The sequence below is a fragment of the Paraburkholderia sp. Ac-20336 genome (genome assembly GCF_017105025.1).
Taxonomy (GTDB): domain Bacteria; phylum Pseudomonadota; class Gammaproteobacteria; order Burkholderiales; family Burkholderiaceae; genus Paraburkholderia.
On the sequence record NZ_JAAGPS010000027.1, the window covers coordinates 1 to 22,321 of the forward strand.

General features: G+C 65.0%; 21 protein-coding genes. 11 read left to right on the forward strand and 10 right to left on the reverse strand.

Annotated elements, in window-relative coordinates; all coding sequences use genetic code 11:
- The 3 genes from GXB81_RS11240 to GXB81_RS11250 all read left to right on the forward strand — a co-directional run.
- On the forward strand, positions 1-751 hold a 751-nt coding region (locus GXB81_RS11240; protein WP_205989145.1), incomplete at its 5' end, for an SDR family NAD(P)-dependent oxidoreductase.
- Positions 752-854: 103 nt separating this feature from the next.
- On the forward strand, positions 855-1,736 hold the full coding sequence (locus tag GXB81_RS11245) for a metal-dependent hydrolase (RefSeq protein WP_205989146.1): 882 nt from the start codon (positions 855-857) through the stop codon (positions 1,734-1,736).
- On the forward strand, positions 1,733-2,764 hold the full coding sequence (locus GXB81_RS11250) for an alpha/beta fold hydrolase (protein WP_205989147.1): 1,032 nt from the start codon (positions 1,733-1,735) through the stop codon (positions 2,762-2,764). The genes GXB81_RS11245 and GXB81_RS11250 overlap by 4 nt, the downstream gene beginning before the upstream one ends.
- Here the strand turns inward: GXB81_RS11250 and GXB81_RS11255 are convergent.
- Positions 2,739-3,293 carry a putative glycolipid-binding domain-containing protein gene (locus GXB81_RS11255; RefSeq protein WP_205989148.1) on the reverse strand — a complete coding sequence of 185 codons (555 nt, stop codon included), beginning with the start codon at positions 3,291-3,293 and terminating at the stop codon, positions 2,739-2,741. The two genes, GXB81_RS11250 and GXB81_RS11255, sit on opposite strands and share 26 nt — an antisense overlap.
- Before the next feature lie 184 nt (positions 3,294-3,477).
- On the opposite strand from GXB81_RS11255, the gene GXB81_RS11260 reads away from it, so the two are divergent.
- From GXB81_RS11260 to GXB81_RS11270, 3 genes are all read left to right on the forward strand, one after another.
- Positions 3,478-4,353, forward strand: coding sequence for an urea transporter (locus GXB81_RS11260; protein ID WP_205989149.1), 876 nt, complete (start codon positions 3,478-3,480; stop codon positions 4,351-4,353).
- 160 nt (positions 4,354-4,513) lie between these two features.
- On the forward strand, positions 4,514-5,290 hold the full coding sequence (locus GXB81_RS11265) for a class II aldolase/adducin family protein (protein ID WP_167049797.1): 777 nt from the start codon (positions 4,514-4,516) through the stop codon (positions 5,288-5,290).
- 92 nt (positions 5,291-5,382) lie between these two features.
- The gene (locus GXB81_RS11270) at positions 5,383-5,574 is read left to right on the forward strand and encodes a 4-oxalocrotonate tautomerase (RefSeq protein WP_167283923.1); all 192 of its coding nucleotides are present in this window, start codon (positions 5,383-5,385) and stop codon (positions 5,572-5,574) included.
- A 242-nt stretch (positions 5,575-5,816) separates the two neighbouring features.
- Here GXB81_RS11270 and GXB81_RS11275 read toward each other — a convergent pair whose 3' ends face one another.
- The 7 genes from GXB81_RS11275 to garD form a co-directional block, all read right to left on the reverse strand.
- Complete coding sequence (locus GXB81_RS11275; protein WP_205989150.1) at positions 5,817-7,025, reverse strand: porin; 1,209 nt, start codon at positions 7,023-7,025, stop codon at positions 5,817-5,819.
- 77 nt (positions 7,026-7,102) lie between these two features.
- On the reverse strand, positions 7,103-8,455 hold the full coding sequence (locus tag GXB81_RS11280; RefSeq protein WP_167049791.1) for a TRAP transporter large permease: 1,353 nt from the start codon (positions 8,453-8,455) through the stop codon (positions 7,103-7,105).
- A 7-nt stretch (positions 8,456-8,462) separates the two neighbouring features.
- The gene (locus GXB81_RS11285) at positions 8,463-8,942 is read right to left on the reverse strand and encodes a TRAP transporter small permease (RefSeq protein WP_167049857.1); all 480 of its coding nucleotides are present in this window, start codon (positions 8,940-8,942) and stop codon (positions 8,463-8,465) included.
- Between the two features lie 182 nt (positions 8,943-9,124).
- On the reverse strand, positions 9,125-10,117 hold the full coding sequence (locus GXB81_RS11290) for a TRAP transporter substrate-binding protein (RefSeq protein WP_167049789.1): 993 nt from the start codon (positions 10,115-10,117) through the stop codon (positions 9,125-9,127).
- A gap of 608 nt (positions 10,118-10,725) precedes the next feature.
- Complete coding sequence (locus GXB81_RS11295; protein ID WP_205989151.1) at positions 10,726-11,670, reverse strand: SMP-30/gluconolactonase/LRE family protein; 945 nt, start codon at positions 11,668-11,670, stop codon at positions 10,726-10,728.
- Positions 11,670-12,521: an NAD(P)-dependent oxidoreductase gene (locus tag GXB81_RS11300; RefSeq protein WP_167283921.1), complete on the reverse strand. Its 852-nt coding sequence runs from the start codon at positions 12,519-12,521 to the stop codon at positions 11,670-11,672. Before GXB81_RS11300 ends, GXB81_RS11295 begins: the two co-directional genes overlap by 1 nt.
- Before the next feature lie 126 nt (positions 12,522-12,647).
- Complete coding sequence (gene garD, locus GXB81_RS11305; protein WP_205989152.1) at positions 12,648-14,237, reverse strand: galactarate dehydratase; 1,590 nt, start codon at positions 14,235-14,237, stop codon at positions 12,648-12,650.
- 280 nt (positions 14,238-14,517) lie between these two features.
- Between garD and kdgD the strand changes: the two genes are divergently transcribed.
- The 3 genes from kdgD to GXB81_RS11320 all read left to right on the forward strand — a co-directional run bounded on the left by kdgD (position 14,518) and on the right by GXB81_RS11320 (position 17,996).
- Entirely contained in the window at positions 14,518-15,435 is a 918-nt protein-coding gene (gene kdgD, locus GXB81_RS11310; RefSeq protein ID WP_167049781.1) for a 5-dehydro-4-deoxyglucarate dehydratase, read from the forward strand.
- Positions 15,436-15,610: 175 nt separating this feature from the next.
- Positions 15,611-16,972: an MFS transporter gene (locus GXB81_RS11315; protein ID WP_167049779.1), complete on the forward strand. Its 1,362-nt coding sequence runs from the start codon at positions 15,611-15,613 to the stop codon at positions 16,970-16,972.
- 280 nt (positions 16,973-17,252) lie between these two features.
- Positions 17,253-17,996 carry a FadR/GntR family transcriptional regulator gene (locus GXB81_RS11320; protein WP_167049777.1) on the forward strand — a complete coding sequence of 248 codons (744 nt, stop codon included), beginning with the start codon at positions 17,253-17,255 and terminating at the stop codon, positions 17,994-17,996.
- A 235-nt stretch (positions 17,997-18,231) separates the two neighbouring features.
- Here GXB81_RS11320 and GXB81_RS11325 read toward each other — a convergent pair whose 3' ends face one another.
- Positions 18,232-19,815, reverse strand: a complete 1,584-nt coding sequence (locus GXB81_RS11325; RefSeq protein ID WP_205989153.1) for an aldehyde dehydrogenase (NADP(+)) — start codon at positions 19,813-19,815, stop codon at positions 18,232-18,234.
- Between the two features lie 269 nt (positions 19,816-20,084).
- On the opposite strand from GXB81_RS11325, the gene garL reads away from it, so the two are divergent.
- Together garL and GXB81_RS11335 are read left to right on the forward strand one after the other, a co-directional pair.
- On the forward strand, positions 20,085-20,885 hold the full coding sequence (garL, locus tag GXB81_RS11330; protein ID WP_205989154.1) for a 2-dehydro-3-deoxyglucarate aldolase: 801 nt from the start codon (positions 20,085-20,087) through the stop codon (positions 20,883-20,885).
- Complete coding sequence (locus GXB81_RS11335; protein ID WP_277396783.1) at positions 20,882-21,811, forward strand: 2-hydroxy-3-oxopropionate reductase; 930 nt, start codon at positions 20,882-20,884, stop codon at positions 21,809-21,811. The genes garL and GXB81_RS11335 overlap by 4 nt, the downstream gene beginning before the upstream one ends.
- Before the next feature lie 151 nt (positions 21,812-21,962).
- Here GXB81_RS11335 and GXB81_RS11340 read toward each other — a convergent pair whose 3' ends face one another.
- Positions 21,963-22,226: a hypothetical protein gene (locus GXB81_RS11340; RefSeq protein WP_167049769.1), complete on the reverse strand. Its 264-nt coding sequence runs from the start codon at positions 22,224-22,226 to the stop codon at positions 21,963-21,965.
- Positions 22,227-22,321: the final 95 nt, after the last annotated feature.

Consider the following 22,321-nt stretch of genomic DNA (forward strand, 5'->3'; position numbering starts at 1 on the left):
CGCGCCGCACGTGGTCGGCGCGCCGCTGCGGATCACGACGCGCGTGCTCGACGTCGCCGATCGCGCGGCGATGTTCGAGTGGGCCGCCGCCACCGCGCTCGAACACGAGCGCGTCAATCTCGTGTTCAACAACGCCGGCGTCGCGTTGTCGAGCACGATCGACGGCATGGAGTACGCCGATCTCGAATGGATCGTCGGCATCAACTTCTGGGGCGTCGTGCATGGCACGAAAGCGTTCCTGCCGTATCTGAAGAGTTCGGGCGAGGGGCATATCGTCAATACGTCGAGCGTGTTCGGGCTCTTTTCGCAGCCCGGCATGAGCGGCTACAACGCGACCAAGTTCGCGGTGCGCGGCTTCACCGAGTCGTTGCGTCAGGAGCTCGACCTCATGAAATGCGGCGTCTCGGCGACCTGCGTGCATCCGGGCGGCATTCGAACCAACATCGCGCAAGCGAGCCGGATTGCGCAGAACATGGTCGGCTTCATGGTCGAGAACGAACAGCAAGGTAAGGACGACTTCGAGAAATTTTTCATCACGAGCGCCGACGATGCCGCGCGCGTGATTCTCGACGGCGTGCGCAAAAACAGACGGCGCGTGCTGATCGGCCGCGACGCGCGCGCGGCCGACTGGCTCGCGCGCACGCTGCCCGCCGCCTATCAGGCGCTCGTCGTGATGCAGACGCGCCGGCTCAAGCGCGTCGCCGAAAAACGCGCGCGCCGCGCCGCGCAGCTCGACGGCAAGCGCGCGTGAGGTCCGCGATGTCATACGCTCAACGATACCGAGTTAGTCACGCCGCGCTCAATCGGCAAGACCGGGCACGTCATCGTGCCGGCGATCACAAGGGAGACAGGCCATGATGCCAGTTCGCCGCGACCTGCGTTTCAATCTGCCGCCGGAACGCGCGTGCGATTGGCACGCGCAAGGCTCGCACGTCACGCACTTTTTCAACGCGCTTTCGCTGCTGTTTCCGGCCGGCGAGCGCTTCTTCATGGATTCCGTGCGCAACTATCGCGACCGGATCGACGACCCCGAGCTGAAGAAGCAGGTGCTCGGCTTCATCGGCCAGGAAGCGATGCATACGCGCGAGCACATCGAGTACAACGACCTGCTGCAACAGGCGGGACTGCCCGCGCACAAGCTCGACAAGCGGCTGTGGTGGCTGCTCAATCTATTCCGCAAGGTACTGCCCGATTCGTATCAGCTTGCGATCACGGTCTGCCTCGAACACTACACGGCGATGCTGGCCGGTCTGCTGCTCGAAGACTCGACGCGCATCGCCGGCTCGGTCGAAGGCTATACGCAGATGTGGACCTGGCACGCGCTCGAGGAAACCGAGCACAAGTCCGTTTCGTACGACGTCTGGAATACGGTGCTCAAACCCGGCCTCGGGCGCTACCTGCTGCGCACCGGCACGATGCTCGCCACCACGCTGACGTTCTGGCTCATCGTGTTCGACTACAACGTGCGGCTCATCATCGCCGATCGCAAGCGCGGCGGACACCTGCGCGGCATGTGGCGTCTCACGAAGTACCTGTACGGTCCGCGCCATGGCGTGTTTGCACGCATCGCCGGCGAATGGCTGAGCTTTTTCCGGCCCGGCTTCCATCCGTGGGATCACGACAACCGCTCGCAACTCACGCGGATCGACGGGCTCGTCGCCGCCGTCGAAGCCGCCAACGCGCACTCGCCGGTCGCGCGCAATGTACTGCGCCGCGGCGTGCGGGCGGCCGCGTGATGCGCGAGACGCTGTCGGTCGATGCCGGCAACGTGCGGCTCGCGGTCTACGTCAGCGGACCGCGCGACGCCACGCCGATCGTGCTCGTGCACGGCTATCCCGATTCGGCCGCGGTGTGGGAACCGGTGCGCGCGCAACTCGAGGCGCGCTATCGGGTGATCGCCTACGACGTGCGCGGCGCGGGCGCGTCCGGCGCACCGGCCACGCGCGCCGCGTACCGGCTCGAACGTCTTGCCGCCGATCTCGCCGCGGTTGCCGATGCAACCTGCGGTGCTCAGCCGTTTCACCTCGTCGGTCACGACTGGGGCTCGATTCAAAGCTGGGAAGCGGTCACCGATCCGGCGTTCAAGGGCCGTATTGCATCGTATACATCGATCTCGGGACCGTGCCTCGATCACGCCTCGCTCGATTTGCGCGGCGGTGGCGCGGAGCGTACGGCACGCGCAACGCACGCAACGCACGCAACGCACGCAACGCACGCAACGGCAGAGCGCAAAACGCGGCGCCCGTTCGGCAGCGGCGTGCGGCAAGCGCTGAAATCCTGGTACATCTTCTTCTTTCATCTGCCGTGGCTGCCGGAACTCGTGTGGCGCATGGGCGGCGCATACGCGTGGCCGCTATGGCTGCGTGCGACCGAGCACGTACGCACGGCTCGCGATCCCGCGCAGAAGCGCAACGCGATCAACGGCCTCAATCTTTATCGCGCGAATTTCATCGACACACTGCTGCGGCCGCGCGCACGTCACGCGCATGCGCCGGTACAGTTCATCGTGCCGCTGCGCGACCGCTATGTCGGACCGGAGTTATCGCTGGGACTCGAAGGATGGCTAGGCGCCTACGAACGCACCGAGATCGACGCGAGCCACTGGGTCGTGCTGCGCGATCCCGCATTGATCGCGGCGCATGTCGCGCGGTTTGTCGACGCACGGCCAATACAGGCGGCGGATGAAAACGCCGCAAGCATAATCGCAACGGCAGCCGCAACGACAGCCGGCACAACGCTCAACGCGCGCGCGGCAAGCGCGTAAACAACGTCGGATAGTCGATCACGAGGCCATCGCGATCGACCCGCATATCCGCCGTGAAGTTGCGGAATAGGCCTTCATAGCGATACTCGCGATCCGGCTCGATGCACGTATAAGCCTGCTCGGCGCGCGTGACCTGCAACTCCGGCGTCGAGACATACGCGACCTCGATCGGCCGGCGCTCGCCTTTGGCCAGTTTGAGCCGGCGAATCGGCAGCGTGTTCGTCAACGGCGTCGCGGCAATATCGATGTCGATGCAGCCTTCGAGCGCGCCCAACGTCAGACCGTGTCCGTCGTGCCAGCGCCCCGCGCCGTCGCCGTGCAATTCCAGTTCGCCGCCGCCGACGATCTTCAGCCACGCATGGCGCGTGCGCCACTGCGTATCGCAGCGCACCCTGTAATGCAGCCCATACGTCTTGCCGTAGCGCTGCCCGACGACGACACTCTCGACCGCGAAGCCGTCGTCGCGCGCATCGAACATCAGATGTTCGATGCCGTCGCCCTCTTCCGAGGCCCACCGTAGTTCACGCATCGCCTGTCTCCTCGCGAAACGGCGCGGCGCGCGCCGGTTGTTTATCGTAGCGCGAAAGCGGATCGGGCACGACGTGGAAAGCCTCGCGCACAAATAGCCACTATCAACGCACAGCGATGCCTCATGCGGGGTCGCCGGACTATGCTCGCGGTTTGCCGTGATTCCTCAACCACGCCCGTCCCCGATGCATACCGTCGCGCCATCTCCTTCGTTCGGCGCCCCGCTGCGCACGCTGCTGCGCAGCTTCGGGCAGATCGTGCTGCAAGCGAATGCGTTCACCGGCGCCTGCCTGATCGCCGCGTGGCTGCTGGCAGACCCGCGCCTCGCATGCGCGGCGCTGCTAGGTGCAAGCGCGGCCAACGTGAGCGCCGTGCTCGCCGGCCATCCCGCACCCGACACGAGCGCCGGCCTGCATGGCTTCAATGGCGCGCTCGCGGGGCTCGCCGCTTTCAGTTTCATCGCCGATCCGGCAACTGCGGCGGCGGTTGCGATTCTTGCCGCGACCGGCACCGCGTGGCTTTCGCAACCGTGGTCGCGATGGCTGCGCGCGCGGGGGCTCGGCTGCTTGTCGAGCCCGTGCCTGATCGTCACATGGCTATGGCTGCCGTTTATCGCGGACGGCACGCGGCACGCGAGCCCGCCGCCCGTTCATCCCCTCGATGCGCTGCGTTTCTGCACCGGCGTGCTCGCCGGTTTCGCGCAAACCGGTTTTGCGTCGGGTGCATTGGCGGGTGTGTGCGTGCTGCTCGGCATCGCCGCCGCTTCACGCCGGCACGCGCTGTATGCGCTCATCGGTGCGGGCTTCGCGAGCGCCGCGCAGTTGCTGAGCGGCGCGAACGCCGCTTCATTCGACGCCGGCCTGTCGGGCTTCAACGGCATACTCACCGCACTCGCGCTGTGCGATGCCGGCTTCGCGCCGATGCTCGGCGGCGTCGCGATGTCGGTACTGTTGCAAGCGGCGGCCGCGCATGCCGGCTGGCCGGTCATGACGGCGCCGTTCGTGCTCGCGACGTGGAGCGTTCAGTGGCTCAAGCACGGTCTCGCCCGCACATCGCCGTGAGAACCGTTATCGGCGCAGGGGCGAGAACACGCGCCGCGCCCGCCCCGCGCATTGCCGCGCATCGCCACAAGCCGGCATTGTGCGGTAGCATCGCAAGCCGGTTCGCGCCTGCCGCGGCCGCGCATTTCAGCCCCCCTCCCGCGAGGGATCGGAGTCAGCCATGTCGTTCACCCACTCCCCCGCCGGCCGCATCGCCGAATCCGGCCCGCTCTCGCTGGCGGAACAGCAGACCCGCGTCGATCTTGCCGCCGCCTACCGGCTTGCCGCCCTCAACGGCTGGGACGATCTGATCTACACGCATATTTCCGCGAGCGTGCCCGGCGAGCCTGGCCACTTCCTGATCAATCCGTTCGGGCTCGCATTCGATGAGGTGTGCGCGTCGAATCTCGTGAAGATCGATATCGCGGGCAATATCGTCGGCGCAAGCGAGCATCCGGTGAATGCGACCGGCTTCGCGCTGCATGCTGCCGTACACGCGGCGCGCGCCGAGGCGTTCTGCGTCATGCATCTGCACAACACCGCGGGCGTCGCGGTATCGGCGCAACCGGCCGGCCTGCTGCCGGCGTCGCAACACGCGCTGCGTTTTTACGGGCAGCTCGCTTACCACGACTACGAAGGGCTCGCGTTCACGCCCGCCGAAGGCGAGCGTCTCGTCGCGCATCTCGCCGACAAACCCGCGATGCTGCTGCGCAATCACGGCACGCTGACGCTCGGCCGTACGGTCGCCGAAGCCTATGTGCTGATGGCGACGCTCATCAAGGCCTGCGAGATCCAGCTGCAGGCGCAAACAGGCGGCGCGCCGCTGGTGGTGCCGAACGAGGCGATCGCCGCGCGCACGGCGGAGCAGCTCTACGACGGCGGCGCGATCGAAGGCGCACTCGAATGGCCCGCGCTGCTGCGCAAGCTCGACCGGCTCGATCGCGGCTATCGCGACTAGCGGCGCGGCCGGATGCACGAGCGGATGCGCACCACCTGCTTCACTCCCTGCTTCATTTCACTCTCGACCACCTTTCCCAACGGAGTCATGCCATGCCCACGTTTCATATCGAACTCTTCGAAGGCCGCACGCTGGAACAGAAACGCCAGTTCGTCGAAGCGATCACCCAGGCGACCTGCGAATCGCTCGGCGTCGAGCCGAACTCGGTCGACATCATCCTCACCGACGTGAAGCGCGAAAACTGGGCAACGGGGGGACGTTTGTGGTCGGAGACCGAGGCCTGAGCAGCCTGGAAGCGATGGCGTCACGCCGAAGGCGCGACGTCGCCGAATTGAAGCGCGAAAGCGAAGCCAGCCAGGACCAGCTAGACCCGCGCGCGCACCAACAGGAAAAATCCGGGAAAAAAAGCGGCCGCGCAAAAAAAACTGCGCGCCAAAGGCGCGCAGCAACATGGTCTGGTAAGGCGTTAAAAAACACGCTTACCGTGGCGGCAAAACAACATCGCCGCCACATTTTCAGTAACTACTTAGAAACGGTGAACCATGCCGACGCCAACAGCAACCTGGCTGCGCGACGATGCCGGAGCACCGTTCTGAGCGTCGCCGATGCTTGCGGTTGCGTCGATGATCGTCTTGCCGTTGCCTGCCAGCGTCTGGCCGTTAGCACGCTGATAGGCTTCCAGCGCGTACAGACCCGTACGCTTCGACAGCGTGTAGTACTGCGACAGGTTGAACTGGTTGTAGCTGGCCGTGTTCGAGATGCCGTTCGACGACGTTGCACGGGTGTAGCTATAGCCAGCGCCCAGGTCCAGCACCGAGATCGGCTTCCAGTGCAGCACTGCGCCACCGGTGTTCCAGATCTGCGTGCCGTGGAACAGCGACGCCTGACCCGCAGCGTATTGAACGTTCGAGTAAGCGAACGACACGTCCCACTGCGAGTTGAATGCGTAGCCGCCCGTCACTGCAACGCGCTGCTGCTTCGCTGCCGACTGGAAGCCGTTGTTGATCGCCGACACGGCCGTTTGCGCGCCGTTGTTCGACATCGTGGAGTTCCACGCCGGGTTCGCGACGGTTGCCGCGTTGTCGATGCGCTGGATACCGGCTGCGATACCGAACGGGCCATGCAGGTACTGTGCCGCCACGCTCCAGGTCTGACCTGCGGCGAAGCTGCCCGGATTGCCGCCCAGCGAGTACGAACCGCTGACCGTCAGGCCCGAGAAGTTCGGCGACGTGTAGACGAGCGAGTTGTTCGCGCGGTACAGCGTATCCAGAGAGTCGATATCACCCGGGTGCGCGCCGTATGCGCCCGTCAGCCAGTTGGTCGGGCTGTACGTCGACAGCAGCGTGTAGTACGACGTGTACTGGCGACCAGCCGTCAGCGTACCGAACTGAGCGTTCGTCATACCGACCCATGCCTGGCGGCTGAACATCAGGCCCGACGTGCTTTCTGCGCCGGTTGCGCTGTTAAAGCCTTCTTCCAACTGGAAAATGGCCTTGGTGCCGCCGCCCAGATCTTCCGAACCCTTCAGGCCGAAACGGCTGCCGGCCCAGATGCCGTTGATCATCTTGACTTGCGAACGGCCACCCGGCGACGGCTTCGCGCCGGAACTCAGCGTCGTGGAACTGTTCTGCCAGCCCAACCCCGTATCGACGATACCGTACAACGTTACGCTGCTTTGAGCATGCGCACCCAGGGCGACCAACCCCAAGGCCGAAGTGACGAGTGTCTTCTTCATTTTTACTCCTCTGTTAGAAACTTTCTTGTGCGGCCTGGGCCAAGCGCCGCTGAGTGTGGAAAAGCGGATTGTTTTGATCAGAACACCGGGTGGCCATTGATCAGACTTGGCAACCAGGTCGAGAACCAGGGAACGTAGGTAACGATATTGATGGCCGAGAAGATAGCGAGGTAATACGGCCACGCCACCTTAGTAGTTTCACCAATCGACACATTGCCAATCGCGCATCCGATGAACTGCACCGAGCCGATCGGCGGATGCACGAGACCCAATGCGCAGTTCAACAGGATCATGATGCCGAACTGCACCGGACCCACGCCGTTGTGCATCGCCATCGGCAGGAACAGCGGCGTCGTGATCAGGATGTGCGCCGCCATGTCGACGAAGGTCCCGAGGAACACCTGGATCACGTTGATATACAGCAGCATCAGCCACGGCAGCGAGGTCGCGCCGTCGAGCATGCGCTCGATCGCATCCGGAATCTCCAGATAGGCCATCTGGAAGCGCAGCATGTTCGACACGCCGATCAGCAACAGCACCACGCCCGTCGTCTTCGCGGCCTTGCCGAGCGCGTGAGCGAGCTTGCTGAGCGTCATCGAGCGGTACACGACGATGGTCAGCACGAGCGAGTACCCGACGGCAATCGCGGCGGCTTCCGTCGCGGTGGCGATACCGCGCGCCACGCAGAACAGGATGATCGCGATCACCATCAGACCCGGCACCGCGCCGATGAAGGTGCGCAGCACCGCCATCCAGCCCGGGAAGCGCTGCAGTTCGGTCGAGCCGTCGGGGCGGCGCGGATAGCCGTACTTGACGGCCTGCCAGTACGCGGCGATCAGCACGAGGCCCATCACCCACAGCACCGGCAACAGCCCCGAGAACAGCAGATCGCCGATCGACACGCCGCTCATGCGCTGCCCGTGCAGCACGCCGCTCACGCCTTGCGCCGCGAACGCGTAGATGATCATGTTGGTCGAGGTCGGCATCAACGCGCCGGCCAGCGACGAGTGCGTCGTCACGTTGACCGCGTAAGCCGCGCTATAACCTTCGCGCTTCATCATCGGAATGACCACGCCGCCCATCGCGGAGGTGTCCGCGGTCGGCGAACCCGACACGCCGCCGAACAGCGTGCAGGCGACCACGTTGGCCATGCCGAGACCGCCGCGGAAATGACCGACGGTGGCTTGCGCGAAGCGCAGGATGCGGTCGGCGATACCGCCGTGCAGCATCAGCTCGCCCGAGAAGATGAAGAACGGCACGGCGAGGAACGAGAACGCGTTCATCCCCGAGATCATGCCCTGCATCGCGGTCGCCGCCGGCAAACCTTCATACAGGTACGTCAGCACGCACGACAGCCCCAGTGCAAACGAAACCGGAACCCCGAGAAAGAGGAAAACGAGAAAACTAACGGTAAGAAGGGTAAGTTCCATGATTGTTCTACTTTTGCTTCCTGGCGAAGAGCTCGAGCAGGTGCTCGGCCGAGAACATCGCGATGCAGACGCTCGCGACAACCGGAATGCAGTAACGCAGCCCTTCTGGCAAGCCGATAATCGGAATGCGGTCTTGCATCGTGGTTTCCGCCATTTCCAGACAACCGAAAAAAACAGCCACGGCGAAAGCGATCAGGCAAAGATGCTGGATGCCCGTCACGATCGCCTGGCCTTTCGGCGGCAAGCGCCGCACGAACGAGTCGAGTCCGATGTGGCCGCCGTCGCGCACCTTGAGCGCGGCGCCGAACATCGCAATCACGATGACGAGCAGCAGCGCGATCGGCTCGACGAAATCCGGCGCGTCGGCAAAGACGTAGCGCATTACCACGCCATAAATCACGAGCAGACACAGCGAGGCGAGCGCGAGCGACGCTACTGCCTGCAGCACGTGGAAAAGAAAATCATTTGGGCGTTTTAGAAAACTCATTGACCCTGTCCTTCTTACGACCAATCTGTCTTGAAAATGCAGCAGACGTCTGCGGCCGCAACCGCCGTGCACGGCACGCGCCAGACACAGCGCGGCGCAAAGCCCACGGGTTCTCCCGCGGGACGCTTCACGCCGCCCTGCCATAAACGTTGCCGATACGGGTTGCGTCCGGGACGCGAGACTTACTTGATGGCCTGGATTTCGTCGACGATCTGCTTCATTTGCGGGGTCTTCTCGTACTTCGCCCACACCGGCTGCATCGCCTTCACGAACGCCGCGCGGTCGATCTGCGAGGCCGGGATGATCGTCGCGCCGCCTTGCGTGACCGTCTTCTGTGCGTCGGCTTCACGCGCGGTCCACAGCTTCACGTAGTAAGGCACCGAGTCGACCGCCGCCTTCTTGATGATCTGCTGTTCCTGCGGGCTCAGCGTGTCCCACACCTTCTTCGAGAACACCACCACTTCCGGCGTCATCGAGTGCTCGGTCTCCGAGAAGACGTTCGCCACTTCGTAGTGCTTGGTTTCTTCGTACGACGGCAGGTTGTTTTCCGCGCCGTCGACGAGGCCGGTCTTCAGGCCCGTATAGACTTCGGCGAACGGCATCGGGGTCGGCGTGCCGCCCATTGCCTTGATTTCGTCGACCATCAGGTCCGACGGCTGCACGCGCACCTTCACGCCCTTCATGTCGGCCGGCGACTTGATCGGCTTCTTCGCGTACATCGAGCGTGCGCCGCTTTCATAGAACGTGAGCGCGATCATGCCCTTCGCCGCGAACGCGTCGAGAATCTTCTGGCCTTCCGGGCCGTACATCACCTTGCGGAAATGGTCGATGTCGCGGAACAGGAACGGCAGCGACGGAATCATCGATTCCGGCACGATTTCGTTGAACGCCGCGCCGTTGATACGCGCCATGTCGAGCGCGCCGATGCGGAGCTGGTCGACCGTGTCGTTTTCGGAACCGAGTGCGCTGTTGCCGAAGACCTTGATCGAGTCCTTGCCGTTGGTCGCCTTGCTGATCTCGTCGCCCATATACTTCACGGCCATGTTGGTCGGGAAGGTGTCGCCGTGCACGTCCGCCGAGCGGAACACGCGCGCTTCAGCCGACATCGTGCTGAACGCCAGCGCCGCGGCGGCGACGATCATCGGAACACGGGAAGAGGCAAACTTCTTGTTCATCGTGACATTCCTTAAAAATTGACCATCCCATCGAATGCGGATGTGACATGGTTTTAATGCGTCTCCGGCTATGCGCTCGCCCCTCGCAGATGCGGGCGCCTGCCGTACTGGCTGTGCAACGATCCCCGGCACAGGTGGCCCAGCACTCCATTGACAACTCGACTTCCTTGCTTCCATCGCGTCGGCACGCTTTCGAACTTGCGCGAACCAGGCTGCTGCTCACCCGAAAGCCGCCGTGTTGAGTACGACAGCCCGACTTTCACAGAAAGCCATTTGTTTGGGCTTATATGTTGTACGACGACATACGAAGTCTATAAAAGCGTTTTTGACTTGTACAGACGGTATTTACCCGCACAAATAAGCGATGCGGTAGCAATGACCGGTGCGGCACGGCACCAAGGCCGTGCCAGATGGCACGGCGCAGAGGCAGGATCGGCGGGGGTCTCGCGAAGCGCTGGTTTTTTTATGGACGAAGCACGGAGAGCTTCGTGGTCTCCACGCCACACGTTGTACGATGAGCGACAAATAAAAGGCAGGACAAACAACTCTTCAAATAAAAAGCGCCGGGAGAAGCACTTCGTCCCGGCGCTTTCTGCGTGCAAGCCTGATTACAGCCGGCCCGCGAATTCCGGCTCGGGCAGCCCGCTCACGCCGGGCCGCACCGCGAACACATGGCCGTCGTGCTCGGTCGCGCCGGTGCCGGGGCGAATCGACGTGACGAACAGCGTGTCGAGCTCGCGGCCGCCGAACGCGCACATGGCCGGCTTCACGGCCGGCACCGCGATCTGCCGGTCGAGCTTGCCTTGCGGCGTGAAACGCAGCAGCAGGCCGGCGTCGTTGGCGCAGATCCAGTAGCAGCCGTCGGCGTCCACCGCCGCGCCGTCGGGACGGCCTGCATGGTGGTTCAGATCGGCGAACACGCGCCGGTTGCGCGGCTCGCCCGTCTCGACGTCGTAGTCGAACGCCCAGATCAGCCGGCGCAGCGGATGCGAATCCGACAGATACATCGTCGTGCCGTCCGGCGACCATGCGAGGCCGTTCTGCGTAATCAGCGCGTCGACGACCGGCGCGGACAGCACGCCGTCCGCGTCGAAGCGGTACAGCGCGCCGTCCGGAATCGCCGCGGCCATGTCCATGACCATCGTGCCGGACCAGAAGCGCCCTTGCCGATCGCAGCGGCCGTCGTTGAAACGCATGCCGGCGCGCGGAAATACCGGCGCCGCGAGCTTGCGGAGCGTCGCCGTCAGCGGCTCGCCGCCCGGCGTGGCCGATACCGCCGGCGCATCGCCCAGCGTCACCGCGAACAGCCCCGTCTCGCAGCCGGCGAGCACCGTGCCGTCACGGTCGAACGCGATACAGGCGGCCTGCTCCGGCATCAGCCATTCGCTGCGCTCGCCGGTTTCGACGCGCGCCCGCACGATCTTCTTTGCCGGAATGTCGACCCAGTAGAGCGCCTGCTCCGCCGCGCGCCAGACCGGGCTTTCGCCCGTCGCCGCGGGCAGCGGCCCGGCGGCTTCGAGCCGCTCCACCTTCGGATTGGCCGTCGCGCTCATTATTGCGCCTCGCCCTTCGGCTCCATCGGTCCGGCCAGCACGAACGGACCGCCCTGGAACTGCTGGGTCGGATCGTCGAAGCGCGTGTCGGGCGCGCCGGCCGGGAACAGGTGCTCGAACTGCTGCGAGCTGTCCTGCGGACGGAAGCCGAGGAACGCGGCCTTGGTGTTGTCCACCCACGAGATGCGGTTGTTCGACACGCCATAGGCGATCGCATGGCCGACGCGGTTCGTGAACAGCGAGCAGCGCACGAGTTCGATGAAGTCGCGGTAGCTCAGGTAGGTGACGAGCATGCGCGCGTTCTTCGGCTGCTCGAACGACGAGCCGATGCGCAGGCAGACGGTTTCGAGGCCGAAGCGGTCGAAGTAGTAGCGCGACAGCGCTTCGCCGAAGCACTTGGTCACGCCGTACATGCCGTCCGGACGCAGCGGCGCGTCGAGGTCGACGACCGAGGTCACCGGATGGAAGCCCACCGCATGGTTCGAGCTGGCGTAGATGACGCGCTTCACGCCGTGCTTCTGCGCGGCCGAGTAGAGGTTGTACAGGCCGCGGATGTTCGCTTCAATCAGGTCCTCGAACGGCGCTTCGACGGAAATGCCGCCGAGATGCACGACCGCGTCCACGCCGTCGAGCAGCGCGTGAACCGCGGCTTTGTCGGCGAGGTCGACGACGGCGGCTTCCTCGTGGGCGGCGACTTCGCCGAGCGGCGCGATGTCGGACACGCGCACGATGTCGGCCCATTCGGCGAGCGCGGGACGCAGTTGCTTGCCGAGATTGCCCGCGGCGCCGGTGAGGAGCAGACGGCGGAAGGGTTTCTTTGCCGCGGAGCGGTCAACGTTCGAATCGGTCATGTCTTTTTGTTGGTGTGAGTGCGATCAGATCAGCCCGTGGGATGCGAGCGAATCGGTTGAACTGGAGACAGGGGAAGGCCGGCGCAACCGGCGTCCCCCCGACGAAACCAGCGGGTAAGCGGATTATCAGGTCACCGGCGCCGGGTTGAACAGCGTCAACGCATTGTGCAGCCCGAGCTTCTCCGCGCAGGTCTCCTTGCGCCCGCTCGCGACTTCGAGCATCAGACGGAACAGTTCCCAGCCCACCTCTTCGATGGTCGAGGCGCCGGTGGCGATCGTGCCGGCGTTGATGTCCATCAGGTCATGCCAGCGGCGCGCGAGGTCCGAGCGCGTCGCGACCTTGATGACCGGCACTTCGGCGAGGCTGTACGGCGTGCCGCGGCCGGTCGTGAAGACGTGCAGCGTGATGCCCGAGGCGACCTGCAGCGTGCCGCAGATGAAGTCGCTGGCCGGCGTCGCCGCGTAGATCAGGCCCTTCTGGCGCACCTTCTCGCCCGGCGACAGCACGCCGGAGATGGCCGAATTGCCCGACTTGATGATCGAGCCCATCGCCTTTTCGACGATGTTCGACAGGCCGCCCTTCTTGTTGCCGGGCGTGGTGTTCGCGCTGCGGTCGGCGCCGCCGCGCTTCAGGTAATCGTCGTACCACTGCATTTCGCGGATGATCGCCGCGGCGACGTCCGCGTTGGCCGCGCGCGCGGTCAGCTGATCGACGCCGTCGCGCACCTCGGTGACTTCGGAGAACATCACGGTCGCGCCGGCGCGCACCAGCAGGTCGGTCGCGAAACCGACGGCCGGGTTCGCGGTCAGGCCCGAGAACGCGTCGCTGCCGCCGCACTGCACGCCGATCACGAGATCGGAGGCCGGGCAGGTTTCGCGGCGGCGGTTGTTCAGGCGCTTCAGGTGGCCCTCGGCCATCCGCATGATCGACTCGATCATCGACTGGAAGCCGACGTGCGACTCGTCCTGCAGCACCACGACGTCGCCGTTCTGGTCGAGCGCGACGTGGCCGACGTCGGCCACGTCATCCACCACCGCGGCCGCCGCGATCGGAATCGTGCCCGGCGGCATCAGGCGCTCGGGCTGCAGCTTTTCGCAGCCGAGGCTCACCATCATCACTTCGCCGCCGAAGTTCGGGTTCAGCGCGATATTGCGCACGGTGCGGATCGGCACCATCGCGTCGGGCGCGTCGATCGCGACGCCGCAGCCGTAGGTGTGGCCGAGGCTCACCACGTCGTCGACGTTCGGGTATTTCGGCAGCAGCTCGGCCTTGATGCGCGTGACCGCGTGCTGCACCACGTCGGCCACGCACTGCACGGTGGTCGTGATCGCGAGGATGTTGCGCGTGCCGACCGAGCCGTCCGCGTTGCGGTAGCCCTCGAACGTGTAGCCGTCGAGCGGCGGCATGTCCGGCGCCCTGGTCGTGGCGATCGGCAGGTCTTCGAGCCCCGGCGGGCTCGGCATGCGGATCACGTGCTCGTTGATCCAGCTGCCCTTCGGCAGCGGCTTCAGCGCATAGCCGATCACCACGTTGTAGCGGACCACCTCGTCGCCCTCGGCCAGATCGGCCAGCGCGACCTTGTGGCCCTGCGGCACGCGCTCGAGCAGCTTGAGGCCATCGGAGAATACCGCGCCCTCGCCCAGGCCGCCGTCGTTGACGACGATCGCGACGTTGTCGTTGGGGTGAACGCGTATGTAGAGCGGAGTTTGTTCCATTGCATCGATCCTTTAGGCGTTATTCAGGCGCCGTCCAGGCGCCGTCGGCCTGCTGCGCCAGCCATTCATACGTCATCCTACAACATGAAACTTTGCCTGAATGTTCCGTATTTACCCTATGGCGTGCATTATGCCGTGAAAACCCCGTTGAGTTACCGGATTTGTTGTTGTACGATGACGTATAAGAAATCGACGTTCCAATGAATTTCTACAAGCACGGGTCCGGGTCCGCTGACCGACCCGACTACCGATCGACTCATCCCGACGCCTGGATACTCAAATGACGACACCGCAGGAACTCAAGCAGATCGTTTCGGAAGGCCTTCTCTCCTTCCCGGTCACCGACTTCGACGAACAGGGCGAATTCCGCGCCGACACTTACGCCGAGCGCCTCGAATGGCTCGCGCCGTACGGCGCGTCGGCGCTGTTCGTGGCCGGCGGCACCGGTGAATTCTTCTCGCTGACGCACGACGACTACTCGAAGGTCGTGCGCACCGCCACCGAAGTCTGCAAGGGCAAGGTGCCGATCCTCGCCGGTGCGGGCGGCCCGACCCGCGTGGCGATCGCCTACGCGCAGGAAGCCGAGCGCCACGGCGCGCACGGCATCCTGCTGATGCCGCACTACCTGACCGAAGCGAGTCAGGAAGGCATCGCGGCGCACGCCGAGGAAGTCTGCAAGGCCGTGCCGAACATGGGCGTGATCATCTACAACCGCGCGAATTCGAAGCTCAACGCCGACATGCTCGAGCGCCTCGCCGACAGCTGCCCGAACCTGATCGGTTTCAAGGACGGCGTGGGCGAGATCGAAAACATGGTGACGATCCGCCGCCGCCTCGGCGAGCGCTTCTCGTACCTCGGCGGCCTGCCGACCGCTGAAGTCTACGCTGCCGCCTACAAGGCGCTCGGCGTGCCGGTCTACTCGTCGGCCGTGTTCAACTTCATCCCGAAGACGGCAATGGAGTTCTACCGCGCGATCGCCGCCGACGACCACGCCACGGTCGGCAAGCTGATCGACGAATTCTTCCTGCCGTACCTGAAGATCCGCAACCGCCGCGCCGGCTACGCAGTCAGCATCGTCAAGGCGGGCGCGAAGCTGGTCGGCCACAGCGCGGGTCCGGTGCGCGCACCGCTGACCGATCTGACGCCGGAAGAAATGGAACAGCTCGACGCGCTGATCAAGAAGCTCGGACCGCAGTAAGGCACCGGCCTCACGGCTTGCGCAACGTTCGCGGCCGTACGACAGGGAGCGCTCGCCGCGCTCCCGTCACGAGCGCCCGGCACGGCAACGTCGCCGGGCGCTTCTGTTTCTGGCTACCGGTAAGCCAGCGCACCCGAAGGCCGCCCGCAGGCCGGAAACAATTCAGGAGACGACCATGAACACGAGCCGCGCGGCCAGTCCCGCCAACCCCGCCAGCACCGCGGCGCGCACGAAAGTCCGCTACGCGATCCTGCTGCTGATCTTTCTGATCACCACGCTCAATTACGCCGACCGCGCGACGCTGTCCATCACCGGCTCCGCGATGCGCGCCGCGTTCAGCCTCGACGCGATCCGCATGGGCTACATCTTCTCCGCGTTCAGCTGGGCCTATGTGCTGTCGCAACTGCCGGCCGGCTGGCTGCTCGACCGCTTCGGCGCGCGCCGCGTGTACGCGGCGAGCATTTTTTCGTGGTCGCTGTTCACGCTGCTGCAAAGCTCGATCGGCCTGCTTGGCAGCGCCGGCGCGGCAGTTTCCGCGCTGTTCGTGCTGCGCTTCGTGATGGGTGCGGCGGAATCGCCGGCGTTTCCGGCCAACGCCAAGGTCGTCGCAAGCTGGTTTCCGACCAACGAGCGCGGCACCGCCTCGGCCATTTTTAACGCTGCGCAATACTTTGCCGCGGTCGTGTTCACGCCGCTGATGGCCTGGCTCACCCACGTGTTCGGCTGGCAGGCGGTCTACGTCGTGATGGGCGTGATCGGGCTGCTGCTCGCGCTGACGTGGCTGAAGTTCATGAAGAATCCCGCCGACCATCCGCGCGTGTCGCGTGCCGAGCTCGAATACATCGAGCAAGGCGGCGGCCTCGTCAACGGCGCGCGCAAGGCAAGCCCCGCAGACGTCGCGCCGTCCGGCGGCCTCGCGCTCGTGCGCCAGCTGCTCGGCAACCGCATGCTGCTCGGCGTCTACCTCGCGCAGTACTGCATCAACGTGCTGACCTACTTCTTCCTGACCTGGTTTCCGATCTACCTCGTGCAGGCGCGCGGCATGACGATCCTGCACGCGGGGCTCGTCGCCTCGCTGCCGGCAATCTGCGGCTTTTCGGGCGGCGTGCTCGGCGGCGTCATCTCGGACGGGCTGATCCGGCGCGGCTGTTCGCTCACGGTCGCACGCAAGGTGCCGATCGTCGGCGGCATGCTGCTGTCGACCTGCATCATCGGCTGCAACTACGTTTCGACCGACTGGATCGTGGTCGCGCTGATGTCGCTCGCGTTCTTCGGCAAGGGCATCGGCGCGCTCGGCTGGGCCGTGGTCGCCGATACGTCGCCGAAGGAAGCGCTCGGCCTGTCGGGCGCGATCTTCAACATGTTCGGCAACGTCGCGGGCATCGTCACGCCGATCGTGATCGGCTACCTCGTCGCGCGCACGGGCTCGTTCAACGGCGCGCTGGTGTTCGTCGGCGCGAACGCGCTGCTGACGGTGTTCAGCTACCTCGTGATCGTGAAGGACATCCGGCGCGTCGAGCTGCACACGGCGGCCTGAACGGCACGCAAAAGCCGGCACCGCGCGCGGCGGTCGTCTTGCGGCTGGGGTTTTCGGGCCTCGGCGCAACGGCCGCCGCCGCGTTTACAGCAGTTATCGTACTTCCGCCCGCCCGGCGGGCGGCGCCCTGCCCCGTATCCGGGCGCGGCGTGCGCCGATCGATCGGCAGACGTCGCCGATATCGACGATAACTTCGCCGAAACCGATCCGGCGCTTATATAATCAGTCGTCAGACGACGGTATAATTAAATTGCAACTTTCCGATCAGGGGGCGTTTTCGATGGCTACACCACTGGCATCCGCGGCACCGCCACGACGCGCTCGCAATCTTGCCGAGTTCGTCGTCAATTATGTTACCGAGCAGATTGCGACCAACGCACTGAAGCCCGGCGACAAACTCCCGACCGAATCGCAGCTGATGAGCACGCTCAGCGTGAGCCGCACCGTGATTCGCGAGGCCATTTCACGCCTGCAGGCGGGCAAGATCATCGAGACGCGCCACGGCATCGGCAGCTTCGTGCTCGAGCCGCCGCGCGAAAAGCTCGGCATCGACATGGTGCCCGCCACGACGCTGCGCGACGTGCTCTCCATTCTCGAACTGCGCATCAGCCTCGAAACCGAATGCGCGGGTCTCGCGGCGCAACGCGCCAATCCGGACGACCTCGCGCGCATGCGCGCCGCGCTCGACGCGATCGAAGCGACGCGTCACAACGGGCTCGACAGCGTCGACGCCGATCTGCAATTCCATATCTCGGTGGCGCGCGCGACGGGCAACCGCTATTTCGTCGACATCCTCTCGCAGATGGGCAGCGCGCTGATTCCGCGCAACCGGCTCGACTCGGCCGGCATTGCGCGCGCCGATCCGGATTCGTACCTGTCGCTCGTCAATCTCGAACACGAGAGCATTCTCGAAGCGATCTCGCGGCACGACGCGGAAGGGGCGCGCGCGGCGATGCGCATGCATCTGTCGAATAGCCGCGAGCGGCTGCGTCGCGCGAACGAAGTGAGCGACGCGAATAGCTGACGTTGCGGGTTCTGACGCCGTAGGCGAAAAAAATGGCCGGGATTTTCCCGGCCATTTTTTTCGTCCTGCTTTTGCGTTCCGCCTGCTGCCGCGCTGTTTGCTGCCGCGACTCGCCCGGTTCTCGCCCGATTCTTTCCTCACTCTCGCCCCATTCGGCGCCCTGCCCAGGCGGAGTCCGCCCAGGCAGGCACATCAGAGGCCAGTCAGATCAGCAACTCAGGCCAACCTCACGCACTCAACCGCGCGTGAGCTCGCCATCGCGACGGCGCCACAGCTCCAGCGGATTGCCGTCGGCCAGCGTTTGCGGCAACAGTTCGGCCGGGAAGTCCTGGTAGCACACCGGGCGCAGGAAGCGGTCGATAGACGTCGTACCTACCGACGTCGCGCGGCTGTCCGAAGTTGCCGGGAACGGGCCGCCGTGCACCATCGCGTGACACACTTCGACACCGGTCGGGAAACCGTTAACCAGAATCCGGCCGGCCTTGCGTTCGAGGATCGGCACGAGCTTCTTTGCCGCCGCCACGTCGGCGCTGTCCATTTGCAGCGTCGCGGTCAGCTGACCCGCGAAGTGCTCAGCCACCTGCAGCAGTTCCTGCTCGTCCTTGCAGCGGATGATCGTCGACACCGGGCCGAACACTTCGTCTTCGAGCGCCGGGTTCGACAGGAACGTCTGCGCGTCGGTCACGAACAGCGCCGCGCAAGCCTGGGTCGGGCCGGCTGCCGCGACGCCGCGCGCCACGACTTCGACGCCTTTGGTTGCGGCCAGCTTGCTTTCGCCGTCTTCGTACGCGGCGTGGATGCCCGAGGTCAGCATGGTCTGCGCCGGCTTGGCGGCGAGCGCTTCCGACGCGGTGGCAACGAAGCTCTTCAGCGCGTCGCTGTCGATCGCGATCGCGAGGCCCGGGTTCGTGCAGAACTGGCCCGCGCCGAGCACGAGCGAGTCGACGAAACCGCGCGCGATGCTGTCGCCGCGTGCGGCCAGCGCGCTCGGCATCAGGAACACCGGGTTGATGCTGCTCATTTCGGCATAGACCGGGATCGGCTCCGGACGCGCCGCCGCGACGCGCATCAGCGAGGTGCCGCCCGCGCGCGAACCGGTGAAGCCGACCGCCTTGATGGCCGGATGCGCGACCAGCGCCTCGCCGACCGAGTTACCCGCGCCGACGATCATCGAGAACACGCCTTCCGGCAGGTCCATTTCCTGCGCGACGCGCTGGATCACGCGGCCGACCAGCTCCGATGTGCCGAGGTGCGCGCGGTGCGCCTTGACGACGACCGGGCAGCCGGCCGCGAGCGCCGCGGCGGTGTCGCCACCGGCCACCGAGAATGCGAGCGGGAAGTTGCTCGCGCCGAACACGGCGACCGGGCCGAGCGCGATCTTCTGCATGCGCAGATCCGAGCGCGGCAGCGGCTTGCGCTCCGGCAGCGGCGAGTCGAGCGTGGCGGTGAGCCACTGGCCCGCGCGCACGGTCTGCGCGAACAGCTTGAGCTGGCCCGTGGTGCGACCGCGTTCGCCTTCGAGACGCGCCTTCGGCAGGCCCGATTCAGCCATCGCGCGCTCGATCAGCTCGTCGCCAAGCGCGGTGATGCCATCGGCGATACGCTCGAGAAACTCGGCGCGTACCGTCAGCGGCAATTGACGGTAGGCGTCGAACGCCGCGCGCGCGAGTTCGCACGCTGCGTCGACGTTCGCCACGGTGCCGCTGCCGAACACCGGCTCGGCAATCTCGGAACCCGTGGCGGGATTGAATGCGCGCAGCGCTTTTTCGCTGCCGCGCACGGCTTGGCGACCGATCAGCATTTCACCGGTAATAGGCATTTGAGCTTTCCTTAAATGACGACCAAAGATATAGGTCATCCTACAACATTGCAGGGGCTACACGCAACCCGAATCGCCTGTTGGACGGGGTATTCGGGTTTACGTGGCCGTTACAAGAACAGATAGCGGTGCTAATCTTCTCGAAGATGTACGACGACTTATAACTTCGCGTTTCGCCGTCGTGGCCGTGTTTTCCGGTGCGCTTCCCGGCGCGCCGCCCGCATCGTCGCCGCTTTTTCCCGATCCATCGCAGTTCGAGGAGATACCGCATGTCCGCCGTCACGCCTTATCAGTCCCTGCCCAACCGCTTCCGACACGCGGTGCGCGGCGGAGAAACCCAGATCGGCTGCTGGGCGTCGCTCGCCAGCCCGATCGCCACCGAACTGCTGGGCACGGTCGGCTTCGACTGGATGCTGCTGGATGCCGAGCACGCCCCCAACGACGTGCTCACGCTGATTCCGCAGCTGATGGCGCTCAAGGACAGCGGCAGCGCGCCGGTCGTGCGGCCGCCGGCCAACGACAGCGTCGTCATCAAGCGCTTTCTCGACAGCGGCTTCTCGAACTTCCTCGTGCCGTTCGTCGACAGCGCCGACGACGCCGCGCGCGCCGTCGCCTCGACGCGCTACCCGCCGCAGGGCATCCGCGGCGTGTCGGTCGGCCACCGCGGCAACCGCTACGGCACGGTCGCCGATTATTTCGCCATCGCCAACGAGAACGTCTGCGTGATCCCGCAGATCGAAAGCCGCAAGTCGGTCGAGGCGATCGACCGCATTCTCGCCGTGGACGGCATCGACGCGGTCTTCGTCGGCCCGTCCGATCTCGCGGCCTCGTACGGCCATCTCGGCAACGCGAACCACCCCGACGTGCAGCAGGCCATCGCGCACGTATTCGAGCGCGCGCAGGCGGCCGGCAAATCGAGCGGCATCCTCGCGCCCGTGCAGGCGGATGCGGAACGCTATCTGTCGATGGGCGCGCGCATCATCGCGGTCTGCGCGGACCTCGGGCTGCTCAAGAGCGCCGCGCAGTCGGTTCAGAAGCACTTCATGCAGAAACCGGCGGGGCAGGCTTGAGCGCCGCCGCCACGACATCTCCGGAGCATTCCATGAAAAAAGCAGGCTTTATCGGACTCGGCATCATGGGCAAGCCCATGGCCGCCAACCTTCTGAAGAACGGCGTGCCGCTCGCCGCGTTCACGCGCAGCGGCGTGCCCGGCGAGCTGACCCAGGCCGGCGCCGTCGCGTGCGACAGCCCGGCCGCGGTGGCCGCGCAGGCCGACATGATCTTCGTGATGGTGCCGGACACGCCCGACGTCGAACGCGTGCTGTTCGGCGAACAGGGGCTCGCTAACGGGCTGCGTGCGGGCCAGATCGTGGTCGACATGAGCTCGATCTCGCCGATGGCGACGCGCGATTTCGCGGCACGCGTGCGCGAGCGCGGCGCCGACTACCTCGACGCGCCGGTCTCGGGCGGCGAAGTGGGCGCGAAGGCCGGTTCGCTGACGATCATGGTCGGCGGCGAGCAGAGCACGTTCGACACCGTCAAGCCGCTCTTCGACATGATGGGCAAGAACGTCACGCTGATCGGCGCGGTCGGCGCGGGCCAGGTGTGCAAGGTCGCGAACCAGGTGATCGTCGCGGTGACCATCGAGGCCGTGGGCGAGGCGCTGCTGCTCGCGTCGAAGGCCGGCGTCGATCCGGCGCGCGTGCGCGAGGCGCTGATGGGCGGCTTCGCGTCGTCGCGTATTCTCGAAGTGCATGGCGAGCGCATGACGAAGCGCACCTTCGATCCGGGCTTCCGCATCGAGCTGCACCAGAAGGACCTGAACCTCGCGCTGTCGACCGCGCAGGCGCTCGGCGTGTCGCTGCCGAACACGGCGACCTGCCAGGCGCTCTTCAACGCATGCGTTGCGCACGGCGGCAAGGCGTGGGACCACTCGGCGATGGTGCGTGCGCTCGAAGTGCTCGCGAATCACGAGATCGGGCAGACGCCGGCGTAATTTCGGACGGTGTGGTTTCGTTTGGTGTGATTTCGTTTTATGCGCGGTTGGGTGCGCGGTTGGCTGTTATGCCGCTGCGTTCGCTCCTGGTTGCAGATGGGGGTGGCGCGGCGGCTTTTGTTCGTTTGCGGCAGCGCCGTTTTGGGCCGAATCAGGCCCGCTTTGCCCAGTAATGCCGCCAGAGCCTGATAATGATGATATACGCGAAAATCGTAACGATTAATTCAATAATCACCATAACCGGGACATAGAGGTCCTCAGGGTCACGAATACCAAACCGCTCAGAAACGGAGAACCAGAAATCCAACTGGCTCTCAGTCATCGGCAATGGGTAGGTGTGAACATAGCGAACAGAGAGAAGAAACAATCCGATAAACAACACCACCTTAAAAAATCTACGGACAAGTGGCACCATTCGCTATTACCTCGATGGTTCCATATGCGCGAGTCCCTGAATTACGAGCAGGGATGGTGAACGTGTGCAGGAGTGCGCGCCTCAAAGGTTCGTTA

Coding starts and splice junctions, on each gene's coding strand:
- GXB81_RS11315 (WP_167049779.1), top strand. CDS start 15,611: ATGAACACGAGCCGCGCGGCCAGTCCCGCCAACCCCGCCAGCACCGCG.
- GXB81_RS11265 (WP_167049797.1), top strand. CDS start 4,514: ATGTCGTTCACCCACTCCCCCGCCGGCCGCATCGCCGAATCCGGCCCG.
- GXB81_RS11290 (WP_167049789.1), bottom strand. CDS start 10,117: ATGAACAAGAAGTTTGCCTCTTCCCGTGTTCCGATGATCGTCGCCGCC.
- GXB81_RS11255 (WP_205989148.1), bottom strand. CDS start 3,293: ATGCGTGAACTACGGTGGGCCTCGGAAGAGGGCGACGGCATCGAACAT.
- GXB81_RS11300 (WP_167283921.1), bottom strand. CDS start 12,521: ATGACCGATTCGAACGTTGACCGCTCCGCGGCAAAGAAACCCTTCCGC.
- GXB81_RS11340 (WP_167049769.1), bottom strand. CDS start 22,226: ATGGTGCCACTTGTCCGTAGATTTTTTAAGGTGGTGTTGTTTATCGGA.
- GXB81_RS11245 (WP_205989146.1), top strand. CDS start 855: ATGATGCCAGTTCGCCGCGACCTGCGTTTCAATCTGCCGCCGGAACGC.
- GXB81_RS11275 (WP_205989150.1), bottom strand. CDS start 7,025: ATGAAGAAGACACTCGTCACTTCGGCCTTGGGGTTGGTCGCCCTGGGT.
- garL (WP_205989154.1), top strand. CDS start 20,085: ATGTCCGCCGTCACGCCTTATCAGTCCCTGCCCAACCGCTTCCGACAC.
- GXB81_RS11295 (WP_205989151.1), bottom strand. CDS start 11,670: ATGAGCGCGACGGCCAATCCGAAGGTGGAGCGGCTCGAAGCCGCCGGG.
- GXB81_RS11320 (WP_167049777.1), top strand. CDS start 17,253: ATGGCTACACCACTGGCATCCGCGGCACCGCCACGACGCGCTCGCAAT.
- GXB81_RS11285 (WP_167049857.1), bottom strand. CDS start 8,942: ATGAGTTTTCTAAAACGCCCAAATGATTTTCTTTTCCACGTGCTGCAG.
- GXB81_RS11260 (WP_205989149.1), top strand. CDS start 3,478: ATGCATACCGTCGCGCCATCTCCTTCGTTCGGCGCCCCGCTGCGCACG.
- GXB81_RS11325 (WP_205989153.1), bottom strand. CDS start 19,815: ATGCCTATTACCGGTGAAATGCTGATCGGTCGCCAAGCCGTGCGCGGC.
- kdgD (WP_167049781.1), top strand. CDS start 14,518: ATGACGACACCGCAGGAACTCAAGCAGATCGTTTCGGAAGGCCTTCTC.
- garD (WP_205989152.1), bottom strand. CDS start 14,237: ATGGAACAAACTCCGCTCTACATACGCGTTCACCCCAACGACAACGTC.
- GXB81_RS11280 (WP_167049791.1), bottom strand. CDS start 8,455: ATGGAACTTACCCTTCTTACCGTTAGTTTTCTCGTTTTCCTCTTTCTC.
- GXB81_RS11270 (WP_167283923.1), top strand. CDS start 5,383: ATGCCCACGTTTCATATCGAACTCTTCGAAGGCCGCACGCTGGAACAG.